Raw genomic sequence first — 22,531 nt, 5'->3', positions numbered from 1 at the left:
ATACAAACGACTCTGGCGCATGCTAACGCCAGAGTCGCCTTCTATGCTCAGACAACCGGAGAGCATCCCCTTGCAGGCAACTCCATCGTTACCCGATTCGGTATGGCCTACTGCATCAGCAGGTCAAAATGCGGCCGTCCATCGTCGCCGCCGAGCCGGCGCAGACCGCGCTGAATAGCGCGCAGCGCCCCCTCACCCAGCCAGAAGGTCAACACTGATCCGGCGATGAGGCCGAGCGCGCTGCCGAGCGCAGCGCCGCTGGCGAACAACACGAACCGCTTGCGTCGCGACGCCGCTTTGCGCCGCGTAGTCTCCTTGCCCATAATGCTCCTCACTGTACGACGACTACTGGCATCGCCTTGCTCCAGAGGCGTTCGAGCCGGTAGTACTCACGCTGGCTCTGGCTAAAGATATGCACGACAATATCGCGATAGTCGAGCACGATCCAGCCGGTGTCGGCGCTCCCCTCGATGCGCGGGTTCAACCCGTGCTCGGTCGAAATCTTCTCGTCGATGTGGTCGATGATCGCGCGCATTTGCCGATCGTTGTCGGCGGTGCAGATGATGAAGTAATCGGCGATGGTTGTCTGCGGACGAATGTCAAGCAGCATAATGTCGTGGGCCTGCTTGTCTTCGACCAGCTCGACGATGCGGCGGGCAATCATTCCTGTCTCGATGGTCATGTCCTCCTATGTTGCGTCGCGTTATCGTTATCTTGATCCTATCATATTTGACGCAGGTTGTAAAACCTGATCGCGCAGTTTTTACAACGTCATGATAGCACAAGTGATTGGCGATCGATCGTTCAACCAAGGATGGCAGCCCTCACCTTGTGCCGGACATCGAGCGGGTAAGGGTTCGATTCCCGTAGCTCGAAGGAATGAGGGTATTCCGCCACGCAAGCCGCAATCAGTTGTGATAGCTTGCTGTAGCCGAACTGATTGGCAGTGAAGGTTCGATCCAGACGGCGTAGCTGCTGGCCGAGTACGCCGATGCCAACCCATCCTTCGTGGTCACGTTTGGGCGCTTGACAGATAGCTTGCACCATCAGGAAGGCCGCTTCGTAGAGGGGCCGGATGGTCGCCGCCGTTGAGTCCGTGGTCGCTGTTGATGAGGCAGACTGGCCGGCAAGTGGAGATGCGCTAGGCTGGGTAGCAGCGAGGGATGGTGGTGCGGCCATTGCGTGGGGCGACGTAGGCGCTGGCTGTGGTGGCGTAACTTCAGCCATACTTGCATTCTCGTCGCTCTTGGCCGGTTCTGGCTTACTCAGCGGGATAAAGCGGGTACACGCTTCTTTCAAGGCGTCGGATGTATGACCATTGCCAATCACAATCACTTCAGCGCCGGCGGCGCGCAAGCGGTTGATGAGCGGGGTGTAGTCGCTATCGCTGGCGGCGAGGTAGAAACAGGTGATCCGTTCTTGATAGAGCAGCTCCATTGCCTCGACGGTGAGCAAAATGTCGATCGCGTTCTTGTTGGTCGCCACCCGGCCCTGATGGATAGGGCGCAGGTCGTAACGCGCCACCGGCTCGATCCAACTGTGGTTATTGGGGAGTGACCAATTAGCGTAGACCCGGCGAACCACGATCGGGCCGGGTTCGTGGGCAAGGTGGCGCATAACCTGTTCGGCATAGGTGGCCGGGCAGTTTTCGCCGTCGATCAACAGCGCCACCCGGCGTTCAGGTACGATCAGGGTGGCCGGGGTCGTGATGCTATTGGTTGTTGGCGTGAGCTGGTGATTGGTGCGAGTCAACTGGTGGAAGGCGTCATTGATGAGCTTGAGCGAGAGGTTGGATGGTGATGGCGGCATTGTGACCTCGTGAAGCTAAGCATTTCCGTTACTCCAAGATACGTTGCTGGCGCGCAAACGTTGCACAGAGTGAGGCAAATCGGGGACGATGGCTGCGTTATCTCCACGATCGCTTTTGGCGATCGGCAGTTTACAAACGCCGCATGGTCTGCTACAGTTCTGCGTTACATACGGCGTCGAACAAGCTGTAAGCAAGCTAAGGAGGCGCGCGATGGATCAGGTGCTCTCGTTGCACGTAGGCCAATCCCGGATTGAGCTGGTTGAGGGGGATCTTGTCACGCAAGCGGTTGATGCGATTGTCAACGCTGCCAATGAGGCGTTGCAGCAAGGCGGCGGGGTGTGCGGCGCGATCTTCCGCGCCGCTGGCGCCGAGCAGATGCAGCAGGCGTGCAACGCGGTCGCGCCTTGCCCGACCGGCGAGGCGCGGATTACCCCCGGTTTTGCCTTGCCGGCGCGGTATGTGATTCACGCGGTGGGGCCGATTTTTAGCCGGTATGCCCCGGAAGAGGCCGACCGGCTGTTGATCAGCGCGTACCATGCCAGTCTGGCGTTAGCCCGCCAATACGGTCTGGATAGCATTGCCTTCCCCAGCATCGCCACTGGCATCTACGGCTTCCCGGTCGAGCGCGCGGCGCCGCTGGTCTTGCGCGCACTCCGCGAAGACCTGCAGCTCCATCAGGCTCCAACGTTGGTACGCATGGTGCTGTGGCGCGATACCTTCCCAGTCTACCGGGAGGCGTTCGCGCAGATGCAGCCATAATCATCGGCGGGAAGGTGCAACAATCCGGTGTTGCCGGCGTCATATCGCCAGAGCATGCAGGCGCGCCGCATGCGCCTCGGTTGGAAGGAGTGATTTATGCAGACTCGACTTACACGCAGCAGCACCGACAAGATGATTGGCGGCGTCTGTGGCGGGCTGGCGCAATACTTTGCCGTTGACCCAGTGATCGTCCGCCTCATCTTTGTACTGGTCTTTTTCATCAACGGCATTAGCCTGCCGATCTATCTCGCGCTCTGGATTGTGATGCCGAAAGACACCCCAACGACACCGTTTACGCCTGCGGCCAGCGGTACAAAGCCGGTCAACCAAGAGGTCTTCGCCGGCCAAGGGCAGAGTGGCGGGCAAGCGCGCGTAGGCTACGCACCCGATCCGAGCTACCGGTTTGACCCGCTGACGGGCCAACCGATCGGCGGGCCGGCGGTAGGTGAGACGGTCAATCTGGCGACCACGCCGCCGCGACGGCGGAATTGGAGCCTGCTCGGCTTGATCTTGATCGGGATCGGCGGGTTGATTTTGCTCGAGCAGCTCGGCGTGAACCTCTCGTTGCTCTTCCCGGTGTTGATGATTGTGGCGGGTTTAGTACTCTTGCGGCGGGCGCGGTAGGAGGCGTAGGGGCATTGCGGCGCAATGCCCGGCATTGCATCGCAATGCCCCTACGCGCCCCTACCGCGCGCCTCCGGCGATCATCGCGATCACAATCGCGATGATCGCTCCCCCTACCGAACTAATCAAGTTCACCAGATCGTTATCCATCCAGCGCCAGCCGCGCAGGAAGCGGTTAGGGGTGCCGTCGCGGGCCACCCGGCGCTCGGTTTCGCGCCCGTCGGGGTAGACATAAATGGCTTGGACGGTCGCGCCGAGCCAACTGTCAAACAGGGCCCCACCCAAGCCGCCGAGCAGACCGGCGGGGATCATCCACCACGGCAAGGGTTCGCCCGGCATAGCCAGCGCACTAAACCCAAACATCGCCAGCCCGATGATGAGGCCGCCGGCAGCGGCTGCCGAGGTGCCGAGCACGGTCACGCCGCCAGACGTACCCGGCGGCACCGGCTGGCGGGTGGTGATGAGCCGGGGTGGATGCGGGCTGAGCACGCCGAGTTCGGTTGCCCACGTATCAGCATTCACCGTCGCCATCAGGCCGACGAAGGCTGCCAGCAGCCACCATGGCTGGCCGCTGAGCGCAAACGCTACCGCGCAGAGCGCGCCAAGCCCGCCGTTGGCGATGGTCTGGAAGAAATCGCGTCTGCCGCCCTTAGAAAACTTCTCGGCAGCCCGCCGTTCTTTGATCGATTCTTTGTAGTGCGAGAGTATGCTGCTCGTGACAAAGAAGACGATCAGCGTCAAGCCCCATGGCCAGCCGCCAAAGCCAAACGTCAGCGTGCCGACCAACACCGCGCCCAACCAGCCGCTTTCGCTCAGCGAGCGGCGGGCAAACGCGACGCCGCCGATGGCAATGCTGAGCATGAACCCAAGCCCGATCTGCATGAGGTCGATCATAGTCTTCCCCCGACTCTACGCCGGAGCGGCAAAAAAGATCGCAGAGCGCCATTGCGGTGGCGCTCTGCGATTATACCAGAGACGAGGAGAGAGTTACTCAGGCAGCAGCGCGGGCTGACAACGATTGCCTAGTATGCCGAGCGACGCCGCGCAGGGCGGTTTCCAGATCAGCACCAAGCATATCAGCGACCGTCTTTTCGGGCACGAACGATGCCATCATCCCCAGCATCGGCGCAAGATCAATGCCCATGACCACTTGGATATCTGTGCCGTTGACGGCTTGGTTGAGCACCCAGCGGGTCTCGACCGGCAGCGGCGTGCGCACGGTGAACACAATCTCGCGGTTGTCTTGCCAAGCCAGATCACCTTCACAGCGGATGGTGCCAAACAAGCCACCCATCGACATATAGGTGACGAGGCGGGCATGGCGAGCTACATCGTCGCGATCCAGCAGCTCAGTTTTCTGCACGCGCGGCAAAATCTGGCTAATCAGGCCCGGATCCGACAATGTCGTGAACACCTGCTCAGGCGTAACCCCCTCAATGTGGCAGCGCCGTCCTACTTTAATCATGGAACTCTCCTGTCTCTGGTAATGTCAATGTTTTGCACAGTTAGCATAGCACTGTTGCACAGACATGTCAATAGGTGTAGACACCGAAATGTGAGGAATAAACGATATTGTCGAACGAAGCCGTGCTGTTCAGGATGGTGGAGTGCGGCAGGTTGCCGCCGCACTCCCTTATTGTCAACGGCTGCTAGTCGGCATGCACTCCCACCTCGGCGGTGGCATTGGTCGTGACCGGCTGGGGCAGCGTCAGCATCCGGTTGCGTAGCGTGCCGAACAAGACTGCGAGGGCGCTGGCCAACAACCCGGCGCCGATCAGGTATGGCGCGCTTGGCCCGATCAGGTCGAACAGCGTGCCGGCCAATAGTGGCCCAACGACCATCGTGAGACTGGTAAAGGCCTGCACACCGCCAAGGGTGGTGCCCTGTTCGGTTGCCAGCACCGATTGCGAGACAAGGCTGGTCAGCGACGGCGTGACCATCCCGCTGCCGAGGGCGACTAGACCGACAGCCGGGAAGAGCATCCACGCGGCGGTGACCAATCCGGTCGCGACGAAACCGATCGTCATCAAGGTCAAGCCGGCAAGAGCCAGCCGTGCCTCGCCAAATCGCGGCACTAGCTTGCGGATGAGAAAGCCTTGCACAATCACCGCGATCAGACCGATGAAGGCGAAGACGAGCGCGTTCTGTTGCGGGCCAAACCCAAAGCGGACATCGCTGTAAACGGCGAAGTTGCTTTGCAAGCCGGCGAAGGCGAGGTTTAGCAGCACGCTGCCGAGGAGGAACGGTTGGACACGGGCATCGCCGGCCACCGCCGTCAACCGGCTGACCGGGTTCAGGCTGCGCGACACCGTCTGGGCACGCTTCTCGGGCGGCAACGACTCAGGCAGGCGGAAGAAGCCGAAGGCGAAATTGGCGAAACTGAGGGCAGCGGCGAAGAGCGCCGGCGTCTGCAAACTAACGTTAGACAGCAGACCGCCGATGGCCGGGCCAAGCATAAAGCCGAGGCCAAAGGCCGCGCCGATCATGCCCAAGCCGCGCGCGCGCTCGTTGGGCGGGGTGACATCGGCAATATAGGCTTGCGCCGTGCTAATGCTGGCGCCGGTGATACCGGCGGCGATGCGGGCGAGGAACAAAATGCCTACCACGGTTTCGACGCCAAGGAAGGTCAGGTTCTCGGCCAGTGCAAAGACCAGATAGCTGAGACCAGCGCCAAACAAGCTGAAGAGCAGCACCGGGCGGCGGCCAAAGCGGTCGCCAAGCGCGCCGAGGATGGGCGCAAAGAGAAACTGCATCAGCGCATACGAAGCGGTCAGCGCGCCGACAATCAGCGCGCGATTATCGGCCAGCCACGGCCAGCTCGAACGTTCGACGATTTTGGCATATTCGGGCAGCAGCGGCAGCACAATGCCGATGCCGAGCAAGTCAATGAAAATGGTCAGGAAGATGAAGAACAGTGGTGAACGGCGTTTCATGGATTTAGACCCTCATAGATGGCGGGCAACTTGCAACCAGAAAGGTTCGCTGTGCAAATTATATGACGTTTCACAGCTTTTGTCAATACTTTGCACAGGATTTGCCCAAAATCTGTGCAAGGGGAGATGTGGTAGCATGGAAAGTCAAAGCACGGTATCATGCGAGGTGCGCGGCAGCGACCAACACCTTCCGGCAGCAGGAGCAGTATGGCATTCAACGGCTTTACCACCGAACGGCTCACCGGCATTCCACCGGAGTTTTTTACCGACGTGCTGCCGGCGATCTCGAAGCCGAGCGAACTCAAAGTCACCCTGCATCTGTTTTACCGGTTGAGCCGCTTGCGCAGCCGTCCGCGCCGGATCAGTTGGGATGATCTGCGCGACGACGACCTCTTGCGGCGCTCGTTACAGGCGCTCAGCTCGCTCCGCTCGTTCGAGGAACTGCTCGACGAGGGGTTGGCGGCGGCGGTGCGGCGCGGTACGGTGCTCCATCTGGTCGAGCCGCTCGATGGGCGGGTGCGTAGTTGGTATGTAATCAACACGCCGGCCAATCGGGCATGGGCCGAGCAAGTCGCTGCGAGCGGGATAGCGCCGCCGGCTGATGAGATCAGCGAACGGCCGGGGTTGATCGAGTTGTACGAACAAAATATCGGGCTAGTGACGCCGCTGCTGTTGGAAGAATTGCGCGCTGCCAGCGCCCGCTACCCGGCCGAATGGCTGGAAGACGCTATTCGCGAGGCGGTGCGGGCCAATGCGCGCTCGTGGCGTTACATTCAGCGTATGCTGGAGAGGTGGGCCGCCAATGGACGAGAATCTGCGCCGTATCAGACCGGACGACCTATCGATATTGAAAAATATACCAGCGGACAACTCGGATACCTCTTCCGCCGCGGAAGTGACGAGAGCGACCTCTGAGGCGGTGTGCCCGATTTGTCGCGGGGCCGGCTATTATACGCTTGATGTGCCGTACGGCGATCCCAACTTCGGCGTGCTCATCACCTGCCGTTGCAAGCAGGCCGAGAAGGAGCGCCGCCGGTTTGAAGAGCTGGAGCGGCTCTCGAATCTGGCCCCGTTGCGTGACAAAACCTTTGCAACGTTTGATCGCACTGTGCCCGGCGTACAGCGGGCCTTTGCCCGCGCCTACGAATACGCCCAAAATCCGCAGGGCTGGCTGATTTTATTCGGCGGCTACGGCTGCGGCAAGACCCATCTCGCGGCGGCGATCGCCAACGAGGCGCTTGATCGCCATACGCAAGTGCTCTTCACAGTGGTGCCTGACCTGCTCGATCACCTGCGTTCGACCTTCGGCCCCAACTCGGAAACGGCCTACGATGAGCGCTTCGAGCTAGTGCGCGACGTACCGCTGCTGATCCTCGATGATCTGGGGACGGAAAACACCACGCCGTGGGCGCGGGAAAAACTTTACCAGATCATGAACCATCGGTATAATTATGCTCTACCGACGGTGATCACCAGCAATCGTGACCCGAAGGATATCGATCCGCGCATCCTATCCCGGATGTTTGATGCAGCCATTTGCCGCGAGCGGATCTTGATCGAAGCTGGCGATTATCGTCGCCTGAGCCTTGAACAACGGTATCATCCGCGCCGGCGGCGGGGCGACAGTTCCCGTTCGCAACGGTAACGCTGGGCGCGCGATCGAGGAGAACAGAAAGCATCGCACCATGACTCTACGCCATTTTCTTTCGGCGGCCGACCTCAGCCGCGCCGAAACCGAAGCTCTGCTCGATCGGGCGGCGGCGCTTAAGGCGGCATGGCGCGCCGGCATCACCGATGATCGGCCTTTGTTGGGCCAGACGCTGGCGCTCGTCTTCGAGAAACCCTCGTTGCGCACGCGGGTGGCGTTTGAGGCCGGCATGACGCAGCTCGGCGGCCATCCTTCCTATCTCTCGGCAAACGATATTGATATGGGCGGACGTGAGAGCGTGCCCGACGTGGCTCGTAACCTCAGCCGTTGGGTGGCGGTGATCGCGGCCCGTGTCTTCAAGCACGCCACGGTGGAAACCCTTGCCCGCTACGCAACGGTGCCAGTGATTAACGCCCTCTCTGACCGCGAGCACCCCTGCCAAGCGTTGGCTGATATGCTGACCCTGCGCGAGCGGTTTGGCCGCCTGCAAGGGTTGACGCTGGCCTACGTCGGCGACGGAAATAACGTCTGCCATTCGTTGATGTTATTAGGAGCGACGTTGGGGGTCAATGTGCGGGTGGGTTGCCCGCTCGATTACCGGCCAGCGCCTGATATCACCGAACTGGCCGAGCAGTTGGCCCGCGAGCACGACGCGACGTTGACCATTACCACCTCGCCGGTGGAGGCGGTGAGCGGCGCTGATGCGGTGTATACTGATGTATGGGCCTCGATGGGCCAAGAGCACGAAGCGGCCCGCCGCCGGCCGGTCTTTACGCCGTACCAAGTGAATGCGGCGCTGATGGCCCACGCTGCGCCGCATGCGCTGGCGATGCACTGTTTGCCGGCGCACCGCGGTGAAGAGGTGACGGCAGAGGTGATCGATGGGCCGCAATCGGTGGTGTTTGAGCAGGCGGAAAACCGGCTCCACGTGCAAAAGGCGCTGATCTTGCTGCTGTTGGGGAAGTAGCGCCAGTAGAAGTGGAAAGAGCGCTATGGCAGGCAACCGGGCAATCTTCGATCGGGCGATGGAGCAGTGCCGGGAGGCGTCGGCGCAAGGACGCTGGGAGGACGCGCTGCGCGCGGCGGTGCGGGCATTGCAAGAGTTTCCGCAAGATGTGGAGGCGCGCACCGCCGCCGCCGTCGCTCTGTTCCAGACCAACCGGCTGGACAAGGCGCTGCAAGCGTTTGGCGATCTGCACGAGGCCGATCCGAACAATGCGTTTTATATCAACTACATTGCCCAGTGTTACCGCCGGCAGGGTGATACTGCGGCTGCGGTCGAGGCGTACAGCGTATTAGCCGATCTGCACAGCGCGCAGCGGCGCGCGTTGCAAGCCGCCGAAGCGTTGCGCGAATTGCTCGCGTTGCAGCCGGAACTTGACGATCAACGCCGCCGCTTAGCCCAACTCTACGAAGATATCGGCGCAATGGCGGAAGCTGCCGAGACCCATCTCGAATTGGCCCAACGGCTCATTGCGCAGAACGATCCAGCCGCTGCTTTGCAAGAAGTTGAATGGGCGTTGCGCCTTGTACCGAACCATCGTGTCGCGCGTGAATTGGCTGCCCGCCTGCGCGAACAGCTCGGCGGGCAGACCGGTGCGCCGCCTATTCGCGGAACCGGTGGTCTGCGTCCTGCTTATCCTACCGGTATGCTGCGCGGTTCGGCTACGCAGCCCGAACAATTAGTTGCCGAGGCGATCGCTTGCCAACAAGCCGGTGATGAAGAACGGGCCGTCACGCTCTATGAGCAAGCCATCCAAGCCGGTCTCGAACGGGCTGATGTGCTCTATTCACTCGGTCTGCTCTACCAAAGCCGCGGCGATCTGAAAGCGGCGGTGGGGGTGTTGACGCGGGCCGCCGGCGATCCGGAATATGCCCTGTCGGCCCACTTTGCTTTGGGGCAGGTCTATCAGGCGCTGGGCCAGTTGCCACAGGCGGCCCAAGAGTTTGAAACGACGATTGGGTTGGTTGATCTCGAAACGATCGGGAAGGCTGAGGTTGATGACCTGATCGCGATGTACGAGAGCGCAGCCACCATTTACGAGCAGATTGGCGATTTGGCCCGCGCTTCGATCCTCTACGGCACCTTGGCTGACTTTCTGGCTAGCAAACGTTGGGGGCGCGATCGGGCTGCCGAATTCAAAAACCGGGCCAAAGAACTGGCCGATCGCAATATGTTCGCCAAGTTGCGCACGATTGGCACTGGCGTCTTGCAGCCTCAGCCGCCGCCACCCCCGCCTGAACCGCCGTTGATCGATGCTGAGAGCGAGCGGTGGGGGAAGATCCGGCCCATCACCGATTTCCTCCGCTCGGCAAAGAAGGCAGAGGATGAACCGGCGCCGCCGAGCGTTGCACCTACCCCCGAACAGTTGCCGATCATCGAGCGCATGAGCGTGCCGGCGGCGCTGCCAAAACCGGAATTTCCGCCGCCAACTCCGCTTGACCCCGCTGGCCTTGATGAGGTGACGGCGGGGTGGTTGGAACTCAGCGGCACCTACCTTGAACAGGGATTGCTAGATGCCGCACTCGACGCCTGCATGGAAGTGATCCATCATAATGTCGAGTATCTTCCGATCCACCTCCGCCTTGGCGAAATTTACGAGCGGCAGGGCCGGCCCGAAGAGGCGCTGGCGAAGTACCAATTGCTGATCGAGACGTATCGGGTGCGGGGTGAGGCAGAAAAAGCGATTGATGTCTACTTCCGTTTTATCGAGTTGTCGCCCGATACGGTCAATGCACGCTCGAAGCTGGCTGAATTGCTGAAACAGGCTGGGCGCATTGATGAGGCGGTGACCCAGTTGTTACAAGTTGCCAACACCTACTTCCGCCTTGGCCAAACCAACAAGGCGCTGGAAGAGTTTCGCCGCTTGCTGCAATGGGCGCCCAACCATCGCGAGGTGCATGCCCAATATGGCTTGGCCTTGCTCAAGCTCGAGCGGTTTGAAGCAGCGCTCGATGAGTTCCGGCAGGCGCTGGAGCTGGGTTCGCCCGATGATCCGGTGGCGTTGGCGCGCTTGAATATTACGCTAGCCCTGATGGGCGAACAACCCGCTGTGATCTGGGATTCGTTGGCGACCGTGCTGGCCAAGTTGCGCCAGCGCCCCAGCGAGTTTGCCGCCGTGCAAGCCGAGTATCGCGCGGCCTTCTTGATCGTCGATCGGGCGTTGCTGCACTATATGCTGGCGATCATCCAGCAACAGCACGAGCAGCACCATCTGGCGCTGATGGAACTGGAACAGGCCCAGATTTTGCTGGCGAGCGAGCCTGATCCGATGTTGCCGCTGGCGCTGGTCTATCGCGCAGCAGCCGATAGCTACATTGCCTTGGGCCAAGCTGAGGCGGCGCTTGATCAGTTACGGCGGGGGCAGGCCGTTGCCGGGCAAACGACACCGGAACCGTCGATCCGTCATTCCTTTGCCATCCCGCCCTCGCGTGGTGATTTGGTGCGCCGGATGGCTGAAGCCTACGCGATGAGCGAGGATCTGGCCGGCGCTGAACAGGCGTTGCTCGAAGCCAAAAAGCTGTTGCCGTATGATCGGGCGATTTATACCAAACTAGCTAACGTCTACTTCCGGCAGGGGAAATTGGCTGAAGCGCTGGCCCAGCTTGATGAGCTTGCTACCTATTACGAAGAGCATCAACAACTCGATCGCGCGATTGAGGCCCTTGAGTCGGCGGTGCAACTGGCCCCGAACCATATCGGGATGAGTAGCCGGCTGGCCCGCATGCAGTTGCGGGTTGGCCAACTGGATAAGGGATTAGAGGGCTTGGTACGAGTGAGTGAGCTGCAAAAGCGCGCTGGCCAGTTGAAAGATGCGGTGGCCTCGTTGCAGGAAGTGGCGCAGACGTATTGGATGATGAGCAATCACGAGCGGGCCCGCGAAATGTACGATCGGATTGTTCAAATTGCGCCCAATGATATTGATGCGCGCCAATGGCTAGCCTTAATGCACACGCTAAGCCGCCGCACCAAAGAAGCGATTAGCGAAAAGAAGCAAATCGCGCGCATTTTTGCCCAACAACGTGATTACGATAACGCGATCGCTGAACTACACCAGATTATCGGTCTCGACCAGCAAGATGTGGATGCCTATTTCATGCTGTACGATATGCTCATGCGACGCGAGGAATATGGGCAGGCGAGCCAGCTTTGCCGGCGGATGCTCAAGATGCCGGGGATCGAAACCGAACGGGTAGAAGCAATGTTGAGCGCCGCCAATCGTATGCTTGAGCAACGGAAGCCGGCGCCGCCACAGAGTTGATGATGGTAGAGCTTGAGCGTCTCTGGGCGCGGCTGAATCCGCTCACCTCGCCCTTTACGCTAATCGACATCTTGATCGTTGCGGCGTTTTTCTATTGGCTGCTCGGCATTGTGCGCGGCACCCGCGCCGTGCAGTTGCTGCGTGGCGTCGGTATTTTGTTGGCAATTGCCTTCCTCATGCCGTCGATCGCAAGTGATCGCCTGACGTTGCTCAATTGGCTGGTGGTCAACGTGATTTCGCCAGCCTTGATTGTGGCGATCCCGGTGCTCTTTCAGCCGGAATTGCGGCGCGCGCTCGAAAGCCTTGGCCGTTCGAGCGATCTGTTTGGCCGTCCATTTGGCGGTGCCAACCGCTCTGAACTCCTTGAAACGATCACCGTTATTAGCCGCGCCGCTGCTCAACTCTCGCAACAGGGGGTGGGTGCGTTGATGGTGATTGAACGGCGCACCCAACTGCAAGAGTTTGCCGATCGGGGTGTGATCCTCGATTCGCGCATTTCGGTGCCGCTGCTGCTCAATATTTTTTATCCCAATTCGCCCCTGCACGATATGGCGGTGATTATCCGCGGTAATCGCATTTTGGCCGCCAATGTGGTCTTGCCGCTCAGTGAAGATATCGCCGGGCCGCGCCGTTATGGCACGCGCCATCGCGCTGCCAAGGGGATTACCGAACAATCCGACGCGCTGGCGGTGGTGGTGTCGGAAGAGACCGGTGCAATTTCGCTGGTCAGTGATGGCCGGTTGGTTAGTTATCTGACCGAGGCCCGGTTGCGGACGATGCTGGCTGACCTGATGCAGGTGCCGCTGGAACCGGAAGCGAAGAGGGCGGCATGACATGAATGGGGTGCGCTCAATCATTTTGCGCGTGTTGCTGGCGGTCGGTTTGAGCTTTGCGCTCTGGTCGTTCGTCTCGTTTAGCGAGAATCCGGAAGAGACGGCCCGGTTTGAAGATCTGACCCTGCAACTTGTCGGTCTGGCCGATAATTTAATCGTCGTCGATGCCAATGGTCTGCCCACAACGACCTTTCCCACGATTGATGTCACCCTGCGCACCGATCGCCGCCAACGTTCGGAATTGCGCCCAGTGGATATTCGGGTGGTGGCCGATTTGAGCGGTCTTGGCCCCGGTGATCATCTGGTGCCGATCAACGTACAGCCGACCCGCAGCAATCTGTCGTTTAGCGTTCCCGCCGGCGGGGTCGAACCGGCGGCGATTAGTGTGCGGCTGGAACCGGTTGAAACGGTGACGGTACCGATAAATCTAGAAATCTTCGGTTCGCCGCCCTTCAGTTTCGAGCGTGGTACGCCAGAATTGCGCTACAACGGCGAACCGATTAGCATGGTGACGATTAGCGGCCCCCAGAGCCGGGTGCGGCGAGTAGTGGCGGTGCGCACAGTAGCGAATATCGCCCAGTTGCGCGCCACCTATATTGCGCCCCTCAGTCTGACCCCGATTGATGCCAACAATCAACCAGTTGAGGGCGTGCAGGTGCGGCCAGCCTCGATCACGGTCATCATTCCGATCAATCCGGTGGTCGGTTTGCGCTTAGTGCCGGTGTCGCCGGTCGTGATCGGTTCCCCAGCGCCGGGTTTTGCCGTGACTGGGATCGAAGTGGAACCGCCGCTGATTACGCTGACCGGCAGTTCCGGCCCGCTCGATGCGATCAGTCTCTTGCAAACCGAGGCGATTGATATTCGTGATGCGCGTGAACCGGTGGTGCGGATTGTGCCGCTGATTATTCCAACCGGCACGTCGCCGGCGCAAGGTGAGCCGGATGCCGTGCAGGTGACGATTACCATTGCTCCCATCCCGCTGCCGTTTCAGGTGCGTCTGCCGGTAGAGGTGATCTTTACCGGTTTGAGTCGCGATTTGCTAGCTTCGGTGCGGCCCAATGTGGTTGAGCTGACCTTTGCCGGCACGAGTGCGCAGCTCAGCGCACTTGCCTCAGCGCCGCTGGTGGTGCAGCTCGATCTCAGCACCCTTGGCCCCGGCAGCTACCAGTTTGCGGTACGTCCCGCCTTGCCGAGCGGTGTGAGCATTGTTGGCGACCCGCCTGAGGTCACGGTGACGATTGTGCCGGTGCCTACGCCGACCCCTACCCCTGAACCGTCGCCGGAGGTTGAACCGGCGCCGACGCCAACTCCGGATACGGGGTGATGGAGAGCGATAATGGCTAGCGACCCTCATGATGTGAGGGCAGTGGCGAGATACGCGCTGCGCGGATTGTGTGATGGATAGCGTTGATGACCAGCGTGCCTCATGACATCGGTATCGCGGCTGACGCAGGTTGCCGGTGAGCGAAGGCAATGCTTGTCACGGTGATGATCAGAAAGGTGATGATGCTCACCGCATTCATCATTCCGCCCCAACGCCGTACTTCGACCAGTGTGTATAGATCGCCAATCACTCGCAACGCTAATGACACGTGCAATAATCCGAGCGGCAGGTAACTCCAGCCGTTGAATCGGATTGGAACGCTAAGCAAAGCTGGAATGATGATTGGCGCGTGGCCGAAGATCATCGCGAAGACGAAGCCAACGAAGATGCTATGCAAGATGGCGTCGTAGAGCAGGCCGCTATAGACGCCGCCGCTGAGTGCCATGAGCAAGCCGCCGATCGCGAGCCATGCGCTGCCTGTGAGCATGCAGGTTGCACTAAAGCGGGGCAGGCCGGGACGGCGAATCGTGCGCCGGCCAATATCGTAGGCTAATAGCCACAAACCGCTCGCGAGCAGGCCAATGCCGGCAATCCGCGCGCCGTTGGCATAATCCGCCAGCGACCATCCCAAACCAAGCCAGAGCATGCCAACGCTGAGGCTATAGCTCCAGAAGGTATGCGCCGGCAGGTGGCGGAGCCGCCCTAATTCGAGCCGTTCACCGAAGATGGTGAGGGTGAGAAAGCTGGCCCACCACAGCGACGCGAGCGCCAACGGCTGCCCCATTAGCCAGAGCAGATTGCCGCCAAACCACGCCATCCCGCCAAGTGCCATGGTGATCATAAAACGTACCGGTTGGCGTTTGAGCAGCAGAGCAAAGATGGCGAGCAGGCCCACGCTGCCGCTCGTGATGAGCAACGCGCCGATCATTGCTGGCAAGCCCATCAAAAGGCTGATTCCTCCCAACAAGGTTAGCAGCGGCCCGGCAAAGGCCCATGGTCGCCCGATGGCGACTGCTCGCTCTAGCCCGATCACGGTACCGAGCATTCCGCCAACAAAGAGCTGGCCGTGAATCGCGGCTAGGGTGAGCGATGATAACGGCAGTGCCCACCCCATACGGAGCAATCCGGCCCACAGGGCACTGGTCAGCATCACTATGACACCGGCGGCAAAACCGGCTCGTAAGACGTTGGCAGGAGATGGCATCATCGTAGCACCTCGTCATCGCTATCCTTGCGTCGCCCGTAATTGTCTGATGCCCACTGTACAGCCGTTTTCGCGTGCTCGCTGTGAACAAAGTCACAGCGAATGTGCGGCGGCTCGGCTACAGTAGCCGTAGTGAAAGCACGCATCATCAAGGCAGGATAGCAATGACGGTAAATATAGCGCACTGGTGGGCGATATTGATGATCGGCATTCTGTGGGGACTGCTGCCATGGGTGGCGCTAGCAGCGCCTTCGCCGGTGCGCGATGATGGGCGTGGTGGCGACTATCAGCTCATTCGGGTTGGCGCCGGTGGCGATTACGCGCAGCTCGGCGCTGCGTTGGCAGCGGCCCCTCCCGGCGCGGTACTCGAGGTCTTGCCCGGTGTACAACTGGGGCAATGGACGATTGACCGTCCGCTGGTATTGCGTGGCCGGCACGGTGCGGTGCTTGATGGCGGTGAGGCGGGTTCCACGCTTACCATTACCGCGCCGGGAGTGACGGTGCAGGGCCTCAGTTTTCAGCGGAGTGGTCTAAATCCGATTGATGCGGCGATTCTAGTGCGCGCAGCGGCAGTAACGATCAGCGGTAATCGCTTCGAGCGTTTTATGCGTGGGGTCGTGATTGATAATGGCGCGAATGTGATGGTGACCAACAACACCTTCATCGGTACGCTGGACGGCATGCCGCGTGAGCGCAGCATTGGGGTTGCCTTGCTGAATGCGCCCGCTGTGATCGTTGAATTAAACACGATTTCATCAGTGCAGAACGGCATTGCTATCGACAACGCGCCGCGTGGCATAATGCGCGGTAATGTGGTGAGCCGGAGCGAGACTGGCATCGTCTCGCCGCTCATTGCGGGCGCTTCAACAATTCTTGGCGTTACCGCCACCTTCTTCAGCGCGGCCCTCTGTTTGCCGTCAGCCAGTGATGTGCTGATCGACCGCAATACATTAGTGGAGAATGTCACTGGCATCAAATTGGCCGGCAGCGCGCGGGTGACGGTGCAAGGCAACCTGATCGAGGGCCAGCGTGGTGATGGCTTGCTCGTACACAATAGCGCTGGCCTTACCGTGCAGGATAATCGGTTTGAGCGAAATGCCCGTGCGATCACCATTGGCGGCAGCGGGGCGCTGACAGCGCAGCGCAACCGGTTTGCCGATCACGAAACGGTGCTGGCGCTGCTGGCCGGTGATGCAGCGGTTGCGCTGCGCGGCAATGATATCGTACGCTACCGCGCGCTGCTCGCCAGCGAACCGCAAGCGCCGGCGGTCGTGTGGGCCGGCAACTATTGGCAACGTGGCTGGCCGGCTGATTGGTGGCTGGGGATGCAACTCTGGCGGCACGATCGCAATCGCGATGGGTTCGCCGATCAGCCGCTCATGATCGATAGTGTCATCGACCTATATCCGGCGCTGAGACCGAACAATGGCGCGCCACTGGCTTCAATGCCGGCGACCAACCCGGTATTGTGGCTCGTGGCGCTGGTTGTAGGGGGATTGTTGGCAAGTGTGCTGATCCGGCAACGGAAAGGATAGCGGTAATGGCGTTTTCACCGGAACACGTGATCGATATCGCCGAAGCGGTGCGTGCGGCCCGTCACGATGGCGCAATCTGGAGCGTGAATAGCGAGCAGATGAACGTGAATTTGATACGATTGCGTACTGGCGCAACGATTCCCGCACACGTCAATGCTGAACTTGATGTGTTGTTGGCGGTCTATGAAGGCGAAGGCGAATTGATCATCGACGGAGAAACGATTGCGCTCGGCCCCGGTGTTGCAGTAGTGGTGCCGCGCAATGCTCAGCGTTCGCTGCGTTGCGGGCGCGGGCCGTTGGTCTTTTTGAGCGCACACCGCCAACGTGGGGGCCTGATGCCGCAGTAATGGGTAGATACGAACTGGCGGGCGCAGCGTGCTGCACCCACCAGCTCGTAACCCAGCGATCGATTACCCCATCGGGTCGATCAGAGTCGGCGCGGCGCCGTTGCCATTGCCGTTCTCATCGGGGCCTTCCACCGAGAGAGCGGCAACGCGATCGCCGGAGGCGACATTCACCACCGTCACGCCTTGGGTCGCCCGGCCCAAGCGCGAAATCTCGCTGGCGCTGGTACGCATCACCATCCCGCCGGTGGTGATGAAGGTGAGCAGCGAATGCTCATGCACAACTGCGGCGGCAGCGACTTCATCGGTTTCGTTGCGCAGCTTGATCGTGATCACGCCGCCGGTTGCCCGTCCCTTCACCGGGTACTCGCTAAGCGCGGTGCGTTTGCCGATACCGCGGGCAGTGACGACGAGCAGATCGGCCCCTTCTTCGGCCAAATCCATACTCACCACCCGGTCGCCCTCGGCCAGATTGATCCCGATCACGCCAGTGGCCGGACGGCCCATCGGACGCACTTCGCTCTGCTCGAAGCGCAGCGTCTGCCCGCGCGCGGTGGTGAGCAAGATATCTTCGTGGCCATGGCTGACCCGCACCCACCCGAGCACATCACCCTCTTCCAACCCGATCGCAATCAGGCCGTTCGAGCGCACTTGACTATATTCGCGCAGTTGGGTGCGCTTAATCTTGCCGCGCACCGTCGCCATCACCAGATACTCGGCGTCAAATTCGCGCACGGCCAGCATCGAGGTCACTTGTTCACCCGGTTCGAGTGACACAAGGTTGACCAGCGGCAGGCCTTTGGCGGTGCGCGAGCTGTCGGGCACTTCGTGGGCCTTGATCTGGTAGACCTTGCCGCGGTCGGTGAAGAAGAGCAGGTTATCGAGCGAATTGCAGGTCAGCAAGTGGCGAACAATATCCTGCTCGCGGGTGAGCATGCCCTTGATCCCGCGCCCGCCGCGGCGCTGGGTGCGGTAGGCGTCGGGTAGTTGGCGCTTGATGTAGCCGCGGTCGGTGAGAGTAATCATCACCCGCACATCGGGGATCAGATCCTCGTCGCTGACCTCGCCGGTGACATCGGGAATGATGCGGGTGCGGCGCGGGTCGCCGTACTTTTCCTTCAGCCGGCTCAAGTCTTCTTTGATCAGATGCAGCACCTTGCGCGGATTGGCCAGAATATCTTCGAGTTCGGCGATCAGCTTAATCACCTCGCGGTATTCGTCCTCGATCTTCTGGCGCTCAAGCGCGGCCAGCCGGCGCAGTTGCAGATCGAGAATCGCCTGCGCCTGCCGCTCGGTGAGCGAGAAGTTGCGCATAAGGTTGTTGCGCGCGCTCTCGGCGGTGCGCGAGTCGCGGATGGTCTGGATCACCGCGTCGAGGTTATCGAGCGCGATTTTCAAGCCTTCGAGGATGTGGGCCCGCTCGCGGGCGCGGGCCAGATCGAACTCGGTGCGGCGGCGGATGACCTCTTGGCGGTGGCTGATGTACTCTTGCAGCAGCCGCTTGAGGGTCAAGACGCGCGGCTGGCGGCCATGCTCGACCAGCGCCAGCATATTGATGCCGAAGGTGGTCTGCATCTGGGTGTGCTTGTAGAGCGCGTTGAGCACCTTCTTGGGTTGGGCGTCTTGCTTGAGCAGGATCACTAGCCGCATACCGTTGCGATCGCTCTCGTCGCGCACATCGCGGATCCCCTCGATCTTGCGGTCTTTGACCAGCTCGGCGATACGCTCTTGCAGGCGGGCCTTGTTGACCTGATAAGGCAGCTCGGTGACGACGATCATAAACGCGCCGCGGCCTGCCTCTTCGATGTGGGTCTTGGCCCGCAGCGTGATCTGGCCGCGCCCGGTGCTGTAGGCGGCCAAGATGCCTTCGGTGCCCAAAATCAACCCAGCGGTGGGAAAATCGGGGCCGGGGATGATTTGCATCAGCTCTTCAACCGTCGCTTCCGGGTTGTCGATCAGATAGCTGATTGCGTCGCACAGCTCACCGAGGTTGTGAGGCGGGATGTTGGTGGCCATACCGACCGCGATGCCGGAAGCGCCGTTGAGCAGCAGGTTGGGCAAGATGGCCGGCAACACGACTGGCTCGCGGTAGCTGCCGTCGAAATTGTCGCGGAAATCGACCGTGTCTTTCTCGATCTCGCTCAGCAACTCTTCGGCGATCGGGGCGAGGCGAGCTTCGGTGTAGCGCATCGCCGCCGGCGGGTCGCCGTCAATCGAACCGAAGTTGCCTTGGCCATCGATGAGCGGGTAGCGCATGCTCCATGGCTGCGCCATGCGGGCCAGCGCATCGTAGACGGCGCTGTCGCCGTGCGGGTGCATCTTGCCGAGCACATCACCGACGATACGGGCGCTCTTTTTGTAGGGCTGGTTGCTGCGGAAGCCCATATCCCACATCCCGTACAGGATGCGCCGCTGCACCGGTTTGAGACCGTCGCGCGCGTCGGGCAAGGCGCGCGAAACGATCACGCTCATCGCGTAACTGAGGTAGGCCGTCCGCATCTCGTTGGTGATGTTGACGGGCCGGACGATGCCGATTTCCATTGGTTGCTCCGTTAGTCGGTTTTAGCGCATCATAATGCGATGTTTGCCATCTGGTATTATACCCGATCCGGGCGGTTTTGTCGAATGTTTGCGAAAAGATGTTCTATTCTTGGTATCTGTGCTACAATTCAGACAGCACCTGCTATCGAAAGGAGGAGTCATGGACGCCGGCGCGCGCCCGCTCAACCGGTTGGCCAACGAGGCCAGCCCGTATCTGCAACAACACGCCGATAACCCGGTCGATTGGTATCCGTGGGGCGAGGAGGCGCTTGAACGCGCCCGGCGTGAAGATAAGCCGATTCTGGTCAGCATCGGTTATGCCGCCTGCCACTGGTGCCACGTGATGGCCCACGAGAGTTTTGCTGACCCAGAGGTGGCGGCGATCCAGAATGAGCATTTTATCAATATCAAGGTCGATCGCGAAGAGCGGCCCGACCTCGATAGTATCTATATGGCAGCGGCGCAAGCTCTGACCGGCAGAGGCGGCTGGCCGCTCAATGTCTTTTGTTTGCCCGACGGCACGCCGTTTTATGCCGGCACCTACTTCCCGCCTGACGCCAAAGCGGCCCGTTACCGCATGCCGAGCTGGCGGCAGGTGTTGCTCTCGATTGCCGAGGCGTACCGCACCCGCCGCGCCGACGTCACCGCTTCCGCCCACGAGTTGCTCGACCATATCAAGCGGCTGGCCCAGCCCTTGCCCGAAACCGCTTCGGTAGACGGGGCGCTCGTGATGGCTGCCGCCGAGAAGATCGGGCGCGAGTTTGACCCGCAGTACGGCGGGTTTGGCGATGCGCCGAAGTTTCCCCAGCCGCTGGTGCTGGAGTTTTTGCTGCGCGCCCATCTGCGCGGCGATGTGCAGGCGTTGCCGATGCTCCACCAGACCCTTGAACAGATGGCGCGCGGCGGGATGTACGATCAGGTGGGGGGCGGCTTCCACCGCTACAGCGTTGATGCGCGCTGGCTGGTGCCCCACTTCGAGAAGATGCTCTACGACAACGCACTGCTGGCTGAAGTCTACCATCTGGCGGCGCTGGTTACTGGCGATCCCTTCTTGGCCCGCATCGCCGATGAGACCTTTGCCTACATGCTGCGCGATCTGCGCCATCCTGACGGTGCGTTTTTCAGCAGCGAAGACGCCGATAGCTTGCCGGCTCCCGGCGCGGCCCATGCCGAAGAGGGTGCGTTTTATGTCTGGACGCCGGATGAGTTGCGGTTGGCGCTCGGCGATGATGCGACGCTGGTCGGTGCGTACTATGGGGTGACGCGGCAGGGTAACTTTGAGGGTAAGTCGATTTTGTACGTGCCGCGCCCGCCAGAGGCGGTAGCAGCGCGGTTGGGGGTGCCGGTCGAGCGGCTGGAGGCGACGGTGGCGCGCGCCCGCCCCATCCTGCGCGCCTTCCGCGAACGGCGGCCCCGGCCTTTCCGCGACGAGAAGATTATCACGGCGTGGAATGCGATGGCGATCCGGGCTTTGGCGACGGCCAGCGCGCGGGTGCCAGAGTACTTGCCGGCTGCCCAGCAGTGCGCCGATTTCCTGCTGACCAACCTGCGCCGGGCCGATGGCCGCCTGTTGCGCAGTTGGAAAGATGGCCGGCCCGGCCCAGCCGGTTTCCTTGACGACTACGCGCTGCTGTGCGATGCGCTGCTCGAATTGCACGCCGCGAGCGGCGAGACGCGCTATCTCGCCACGGCGGTCGAACTGGCCGACGCGATGCTCGATCTGTTCTGGGATGCGCAGGCGTGGATGTTCTTCGATACCGGCAGTGACCAGCCGGCCTTGGTCACCCGCCCGCGCGACCTAAGCGACAACGCCGTTCCGTCGGGTTCGTCGGCGGCGACGGTGGCCCTGCTGCGGCTGTACGCTATCACCGGGCGCGAAATCTACGCCACGCGGGCCGAGCAGGTCTTGCAACAAGTCGCGCCGATGCTCAGCCGGTTCCCGCTCGGTTTTGGCCGCATGTTGTGCGCCGCCGATCTGGCGATCGGCCCGACCCGCGAACTGGCAATCATCGGCCCACCCGCGCACCCGGCCACGCAGGCGCTAGTTGCCGAAGCGCGCGCTGGCTACTGGCCCCGGCTGGTGATCGCCCGCGCCGAACCCGGCGATCCCGTCACTGCACTGAGCCCGCTATTTGCCGATCGCGGCATGATCGACGGCCAGCCCACCGCCTACCTGTGCGAGCAGTTCACCTGCTTGTTGCCCGTCACCACGCCGGAAGCGTTGCGCCAACAGCTTATGAGCGCGAAGGGCTAACCCGCTACGGTGTGGCAGCGGCGATGCGATAGCGCGGTAGAATAGGGTCGGATGGTCATTGCGCGCCGCGCGTAGGGGCAGAGCGATGCTCTGCCCCCGCGCGGCGAAGCAATCTCCCGCTGCGGCGGGAAGGGTGCGCTGCGCGGTAGCACGCGCTGAAGGGGGAGATTGCTTCGGGGGCTGTGCCCCCTCGCAATGGCAGGTTCAAGGGCAGACAGCACATCTGTCCGGAACCCGGCCCTGAAGGGCCGGGCTTGGGGTACGAATCCCGCTGCGCGGGCTGGATCCCTCACCCCCCGGCCCCCGCTCCCACCTGACGGCGGGAGCGGGGGAGCCGCGGCGGGGAAGGGACAGGCACTGTTCGCACGGCAGGCAGCAGCGCCCCTCTCCCGCAACGCGGGAGAGGGGATGGGGGTGAGGGTACACTGACCCAGCGCGCCGCGCTCCTATTGTCATTGCG

The 22,531-nt window shown here is 61.3% G+C and carries 19 protein-coding genes; 11 read left to right on the top strand and 8 right to left on the bottom strand.

The window, feature by feature from the left end:
* Window positions 1-107: 107 nt before the first annotated feature.
* The 3 genes from A6A03_RS03470 to A6A03_RS03460 all read right to left on the bottom strand — a co-directional run bounded on the left by A6A03_RS03470 (window position 108) and on the right by A6A03_RS03460 (window position 1,809).
* Window positions 108-323: a hypothetical protein gene (locus tag A6A03_RS03470; protein WP_066783574.1), complete on the bottom strand. Its 216-nt coding sequence runs from the start codon at window positions 321-323 to the stop codon at window positions 108-110.
* Window positions 324-331: 8 nt separating this feature from the next.
* Complete coding sequence (gene rsfS / locus A6A03_RS03465; protein ID WP_245668808.1) at window positions 332-682, bottom strand: ribosome silencing factor; 351 nt, start codon at window positions 680-682, stop codon at window positions 332-334.
* A gap of 122 nt (window positions 683-804) precedes the next feature.
* The gene (locus tag A6A03_RS03460) at window positions 805-1,809 is read right to left on the bottom strand and encodes an NYN domain-containing protein (protein ID WP_066783572.1); all 1,005 of its coding nucleotides are present in this window, start codon (window positions 1,807-1,809) and stop codon (window positions 805-807) included.
* Window positions 1,810-2,020: 211 nt separating this feature from the next.
* On the opposite strand from A6A03_RS03460, the gene A6A03_RS03455 reads away from it, so the two are divergent.
* The gene (locus tag A6A03_RS03455; RefSeq protein ID WP_066783571.1) at window positions 2,021-2,569 is read left to right on the top strand and encodes a macro domain-containing protein; all 549 of its coding nucleotides are present in this window, start codon (window positions 2,021-2,023) and stop codon (window positions 2,567-2,569) included.
* 96 nt (window positions 2,570-2,665) lie between these two features.
* The gene (locus A6A03_RS03450; protein ID WP_066783570.1) at window positions 2,666-3,193 is read left to right on the top strand and encodes a PspC domain-containing protein; all 528 of its coding nucleotides are present in this window, start codon (window positions 2,666-2,668) and stop codon (window positions 3,191-3,193) included.
* Window positions 3,194-3,253: 60 nt separating this feature from the next.
* Here the strand turns inward: A6A03_RS03450 and A6A03_RS03445 are convergent, their stop codons facing one another.
* The 3 genes from A6A03_RS03445 to A6A03_RS03435 form a co-directional block, all read right to left on the bottom strand.
* Window positions 3,254-4,087 carry a DUF92 domain-containing protein gene (locus A6A03_RS03445; RefSeq protein ID WP_066783569.1) on the bottom strand — a complete coding sequence of 278 codons (834 nt, stop codon included), beginning with the start codon at window positions 4,085-4,087 and terminating at the stop codon, window positions 3,254-3,256.
* Window positions 4,088-4,184: 97 nt separating this feature from the next.
* A complete protein-coding gene (locus tag A6A03_RS03440) occupies window positions 4,185-4,658 on the bottom strand; it encodes an SRPBCC family protein (protein ID WP_066783568.1) in 474 nt (157 codons plus the stop codon).
* A gap of 184 nt (window positions 4,659-4,842) precedes the next feature.
* On the bottom strand, window positions 4,843-6,126 hold the full coding sequence (locus A6A03_RS03435) for an MFS transporter (protein ID WP_066783567.1): 1,284 nt from the start codon (window positions 6,124-6,126) through the stop codon (window positions 4,843-4,845).
* 207 nt (window positions 6,127-6,333) lie between these two features.
* Between A6A03_RS03435 and A6A03_RS03430 the strand changes: the two genes are divergently transcribed.
* Genes A6A03_RS03430 through A6A03_RS03405 form a run of 6 tightly spaced genes read left to right on the top strand, consistent with a single transcriptional unit; the run spans window position 6,334 to window position 14,193 of the window.
* Window positions 6,334-7,041: a DnaD domain-containing protein gene (locus A6A03_RS03430; RefSeq protein WP_066783566.1), complete on the top strand. Its 708-nt coding sequence runs from the start codon at window positions 6,334-6,336 to the stop codon at window positions 7,039-7,041.
* Window positions 7,022-7,771: an ATP-binding protein gene (locus tag A6A03_RS03425; protein ID WP_245668806.1), complete on the top strand. Its 750-nt coding sequence runs from the start codon at window positions 7,022-7,024 to the stop codon at window positions 7,769-7,771. Before A6A03_RS03430 ends, A6A03_RS03425 begins: the two co-directional genes overlap by 20 nt.
* Window positions 7,772-7,811: 40 nt before the next feature.
* Window positions 7,812-8,741 (top strand): ornithine carbamoyltransferase, encoded by a 930-nt coding sequence (gene argF / locus A6A03_RS03420; RefSeq protein WP_066783564.1) that lies wholly within the window; start codon window positions 7,812-7,814, stop codon window positions 8,739-8,741.
* Window positions 8,742-8,766: 25 nt separating this feature from the next.
* On the top strand, window positions 8,767-12,036 hold the full coding sequence (locus A6A03_RS03415; protein WP_066783563.1) for a tetratricopeptide repeat protein: 3,270 nt from the start codon (window positions 8,767-8,769) through the stop codon (window positions 12,034-12,036).
* Between the two features lie 2 nt (window positions 12,037-12,038).
* The gene (gene cdaA, locus A6A03_RS03410; protein ID WP_066783562.1) at window positions 12,039-12,869 is read left to right on the top strand and encodes a diadenylate cyclase CdaA; all 831 of its coding nucleotides are present in this window, start codon (window positions 12,039-12,041) and stop codon (window positions 12,867-12,869) included.
* Between the two features lies 1 nt (window position 12,870).
* Entirely contained in the window at window positions 12,871-14,193 is a 1,323-nt protein-coding gene (locus tag A6A03_RS03405; protein ID WP_066783561.1) for a CdaR family protein, read from the top strand.
* 100 nt (window positions 14,194-14,293) lie between these two features.
* On the opposite strand, the gene A6A03_RS03400 is transcribed toward A6A03_RS03405, so the two are convergent.
* Window positions 14,294-15,400, bottom strand: coding sequence for a hypothetical protein (locus A6A03_RS03400; protein WP_066783560.1), 1,107 nt, complete (start codon window positions 15,398-15,400; stop codon window positions 14,294-14,296).
* Between the two features lie 161 nt (window positions 15,401-15,561).
* On the opposite strand from A6A03_RS03400, the gene A6A03_RS03395 reads away from it, so the two are divergent.
* Both A6A03_RS03395 and A6A03_RS03390 read left to right on the top strand, forming a co-directional pair.
* Window positions 15,562-16,932: a right-handed parallel beta-helix repeat-containing protein gene (locus tag A6A03_RS03395; protein WP_066783559.1), complete on the top strand. Its 1,371-nt coding sequence runs from the start codon at window positions 15,562-15,564 to the stop codon at window positions 16,930-16,932.
* A 5-nt stretch (window positions 16,933-16,937) separates the two neighbouring features.
* Window positions 16,938-17,279, top strand: coding sequence for a cupin domain-containing protein (locus A6A03_RS03390; protein WP_082908913.1), 342 nt, complete (start codon window positions 16,938-16,940; stop codon window positions 17,277-17,279).
* Window positions 17,280-17,342: 63 nt separating this feature from the next.
* On the opposite strand, the gene gyrA is transcribed toward A6A03_RS03390, so the two are convergent.
* Window positions 17,343-19,817 (bottom strand): DNA gyrase subunit A, encoded by a 2,475-nt coding sequence (gyrA, locus tag A6A03_RS03385; protein ID WP_066783558.1) that lies wholly within the window; start codon window positions 19,815-19,817, stop codon window positions 17,343-17,345.
* 160 nt (window positions 19,818-19,977) lie between these two features.
* Here gyrA and A6A03_RS03380 point away from each other — a divergent pair, with 160 nt between their 5' ends.
* Window positions 19,978-22,071: a thioredoxin domain-containing protein gene (locus A6A03_RS03380; RefSeq protein ID WP_066783557.1), complete on the top strand. Its 2,094-nt coding sequence runs from the start codon at window positions 19,978-19,980 to the stop codon at window positions 22,069-22,071.
* The last annotated feature ends 460 nt before the right edge of the window (window positions 22,072-22,531 follow it).

Source organism: Chloroflexus islandicus (assembly GCF_001650695.1).
Taxonomy (GTDB): Bacteria; Chloroflexota; Chloroflexia; order Chloroflexales; family Chloroflexaceae; genus Chloroflexus; species Chloroflexus islandicus.
Note: the sequence above shows the minus strand (reverse complement) of the source record. Positions and strands in the feature narration are given on the sequence as shown.

Excerpts from the sequence above, each read along its gene's own strand:
- A6A03_RS03470 (WP_066783574.1), bottom strand. The coding sequence starts at position 323 with ATGGGCAAGGAGACTACGCGGCGCAAAGCGGCGTCGCGACGCAAGCGG.
- rsfS (WP_245668808.1), bottom strand. The coding sequence starts at position 682 with ATGACCATCGAGACAGGAATGATTGCCCGCCGCATCGTCGAGCTGGTC.
- A6A03_RS03460 (WP_066783572.1), bottom strand. The coding sequence starts at position 1,809 with ATGCCGCCATCACCATCCAACCTCTCGCTCAAGCTCATCAATGACGCC.
- A6A03_RS03455 (WP_066783571.1), top strand. The coding sequence starts at position 2,021 with ATGGATCAGGTGCTCTCGTTGCACGTAGGCCAATCCCGGATTGAGCTG.
- A6A03_RS03450 (WP_066783570.1), top strand. The coding sequence starts at position 2,666 with ATGCAGACTCGACTTACACGCAGCAGCACCGACAAGATGATTGGCGGC.
- A6A03_RS03445 (WP_066783569.1), bottom strand. The coding sequence starts at position 4,087 with ATGATCGACCTCATGCAGATCGGGCTTGGGTTCATGCTCAGCATTGCC.
- A6A03_RS03440 (WP_066783568.1), bottom strand. The coding sequence starts at position 4,658 with ATGATTAAAGTAGGACGGCGCTGCCACATTGAGGGGGTTACGCCTGAG.
- A6A03_RS03435 (WP_066783567.1), bottom strand. The coding sequence starts at position 6,126 with ATGAAACGCCGTTCACCACTGTTCTTCATCTTCCTGACCATTTTCATT.
- A6A03_RS03430 (WP_066783566.1), top strand. The coding sequence starts at position 6,334 with ATGGCATTCAACGGCTTTACCACCGAACGGCTCACCGGCATTCCACCG.
- argF (WP_066783564.1), top strand. The coding sequence starts at position 7,812 with ATGACTCTACGCCATTTTCTTTCGGCGGCCGACCTCAGCCGCGCCGAA.
- A6A03_RS03415 (WP_066783563.1), top strand. The coding sequence starts at position 8,767 with ATGGCAGGCAACCGGGCAATCTTCGATCGGGCGATGGAGCAGTGCCGG.
- cdaA (WP_066783562.1), top strand. The coding sequence starts at position 12,039 with ATGGTAGAGCTTGAGCGTCTCTGGGCGCGGCTGAATCCGCTCACCTCG.
- A6A03_RS03405 (WP_066783561.1), top strand. The coding sequence starts at position 12,871 with ATGAATGGGGTGCGCTCAATCATTTTGCGCGTGTTGCTGGCGGTCGGT.
- A6A03_RS03400 (WP_066783560.1), bottom strand. The coding sequence starts at position 15,400 with ATGATGCCATCTCCTGCCAACGTCTTACGAGCCGGTTTTGCCGCCGGT.
- A6A03_RS03395 (WP_066783559.1), top strand. The coding sequence starts at position 15,562 with ATGACGGTAAATATAGCGCACTGGTGGGCGATATTGATGATCGGCATT.
- A6A03_RS03390 (WP_082908913.1), top strand. The coding sequence starts at position 16,938 with ATGGCGTTTTCACCGGAACACGTGATCGATATCGCCGAAGCGGTGCGT.
- gyrA (WP_066783558.1), bottom strand. The coding sequence starts at position 19,817 with ATGGAAATCGGCATCGTCCGGCCCGTCAACATCACCAACGAGATGCGG.
- A6A03_RS03380 (WP_066783557.1), top strand. The coding sequence starts at position 19,978 with ATGGACGCCGGCGCGCGCCCGCTCAACCGGTTGGCCAACGAGGCCAGC.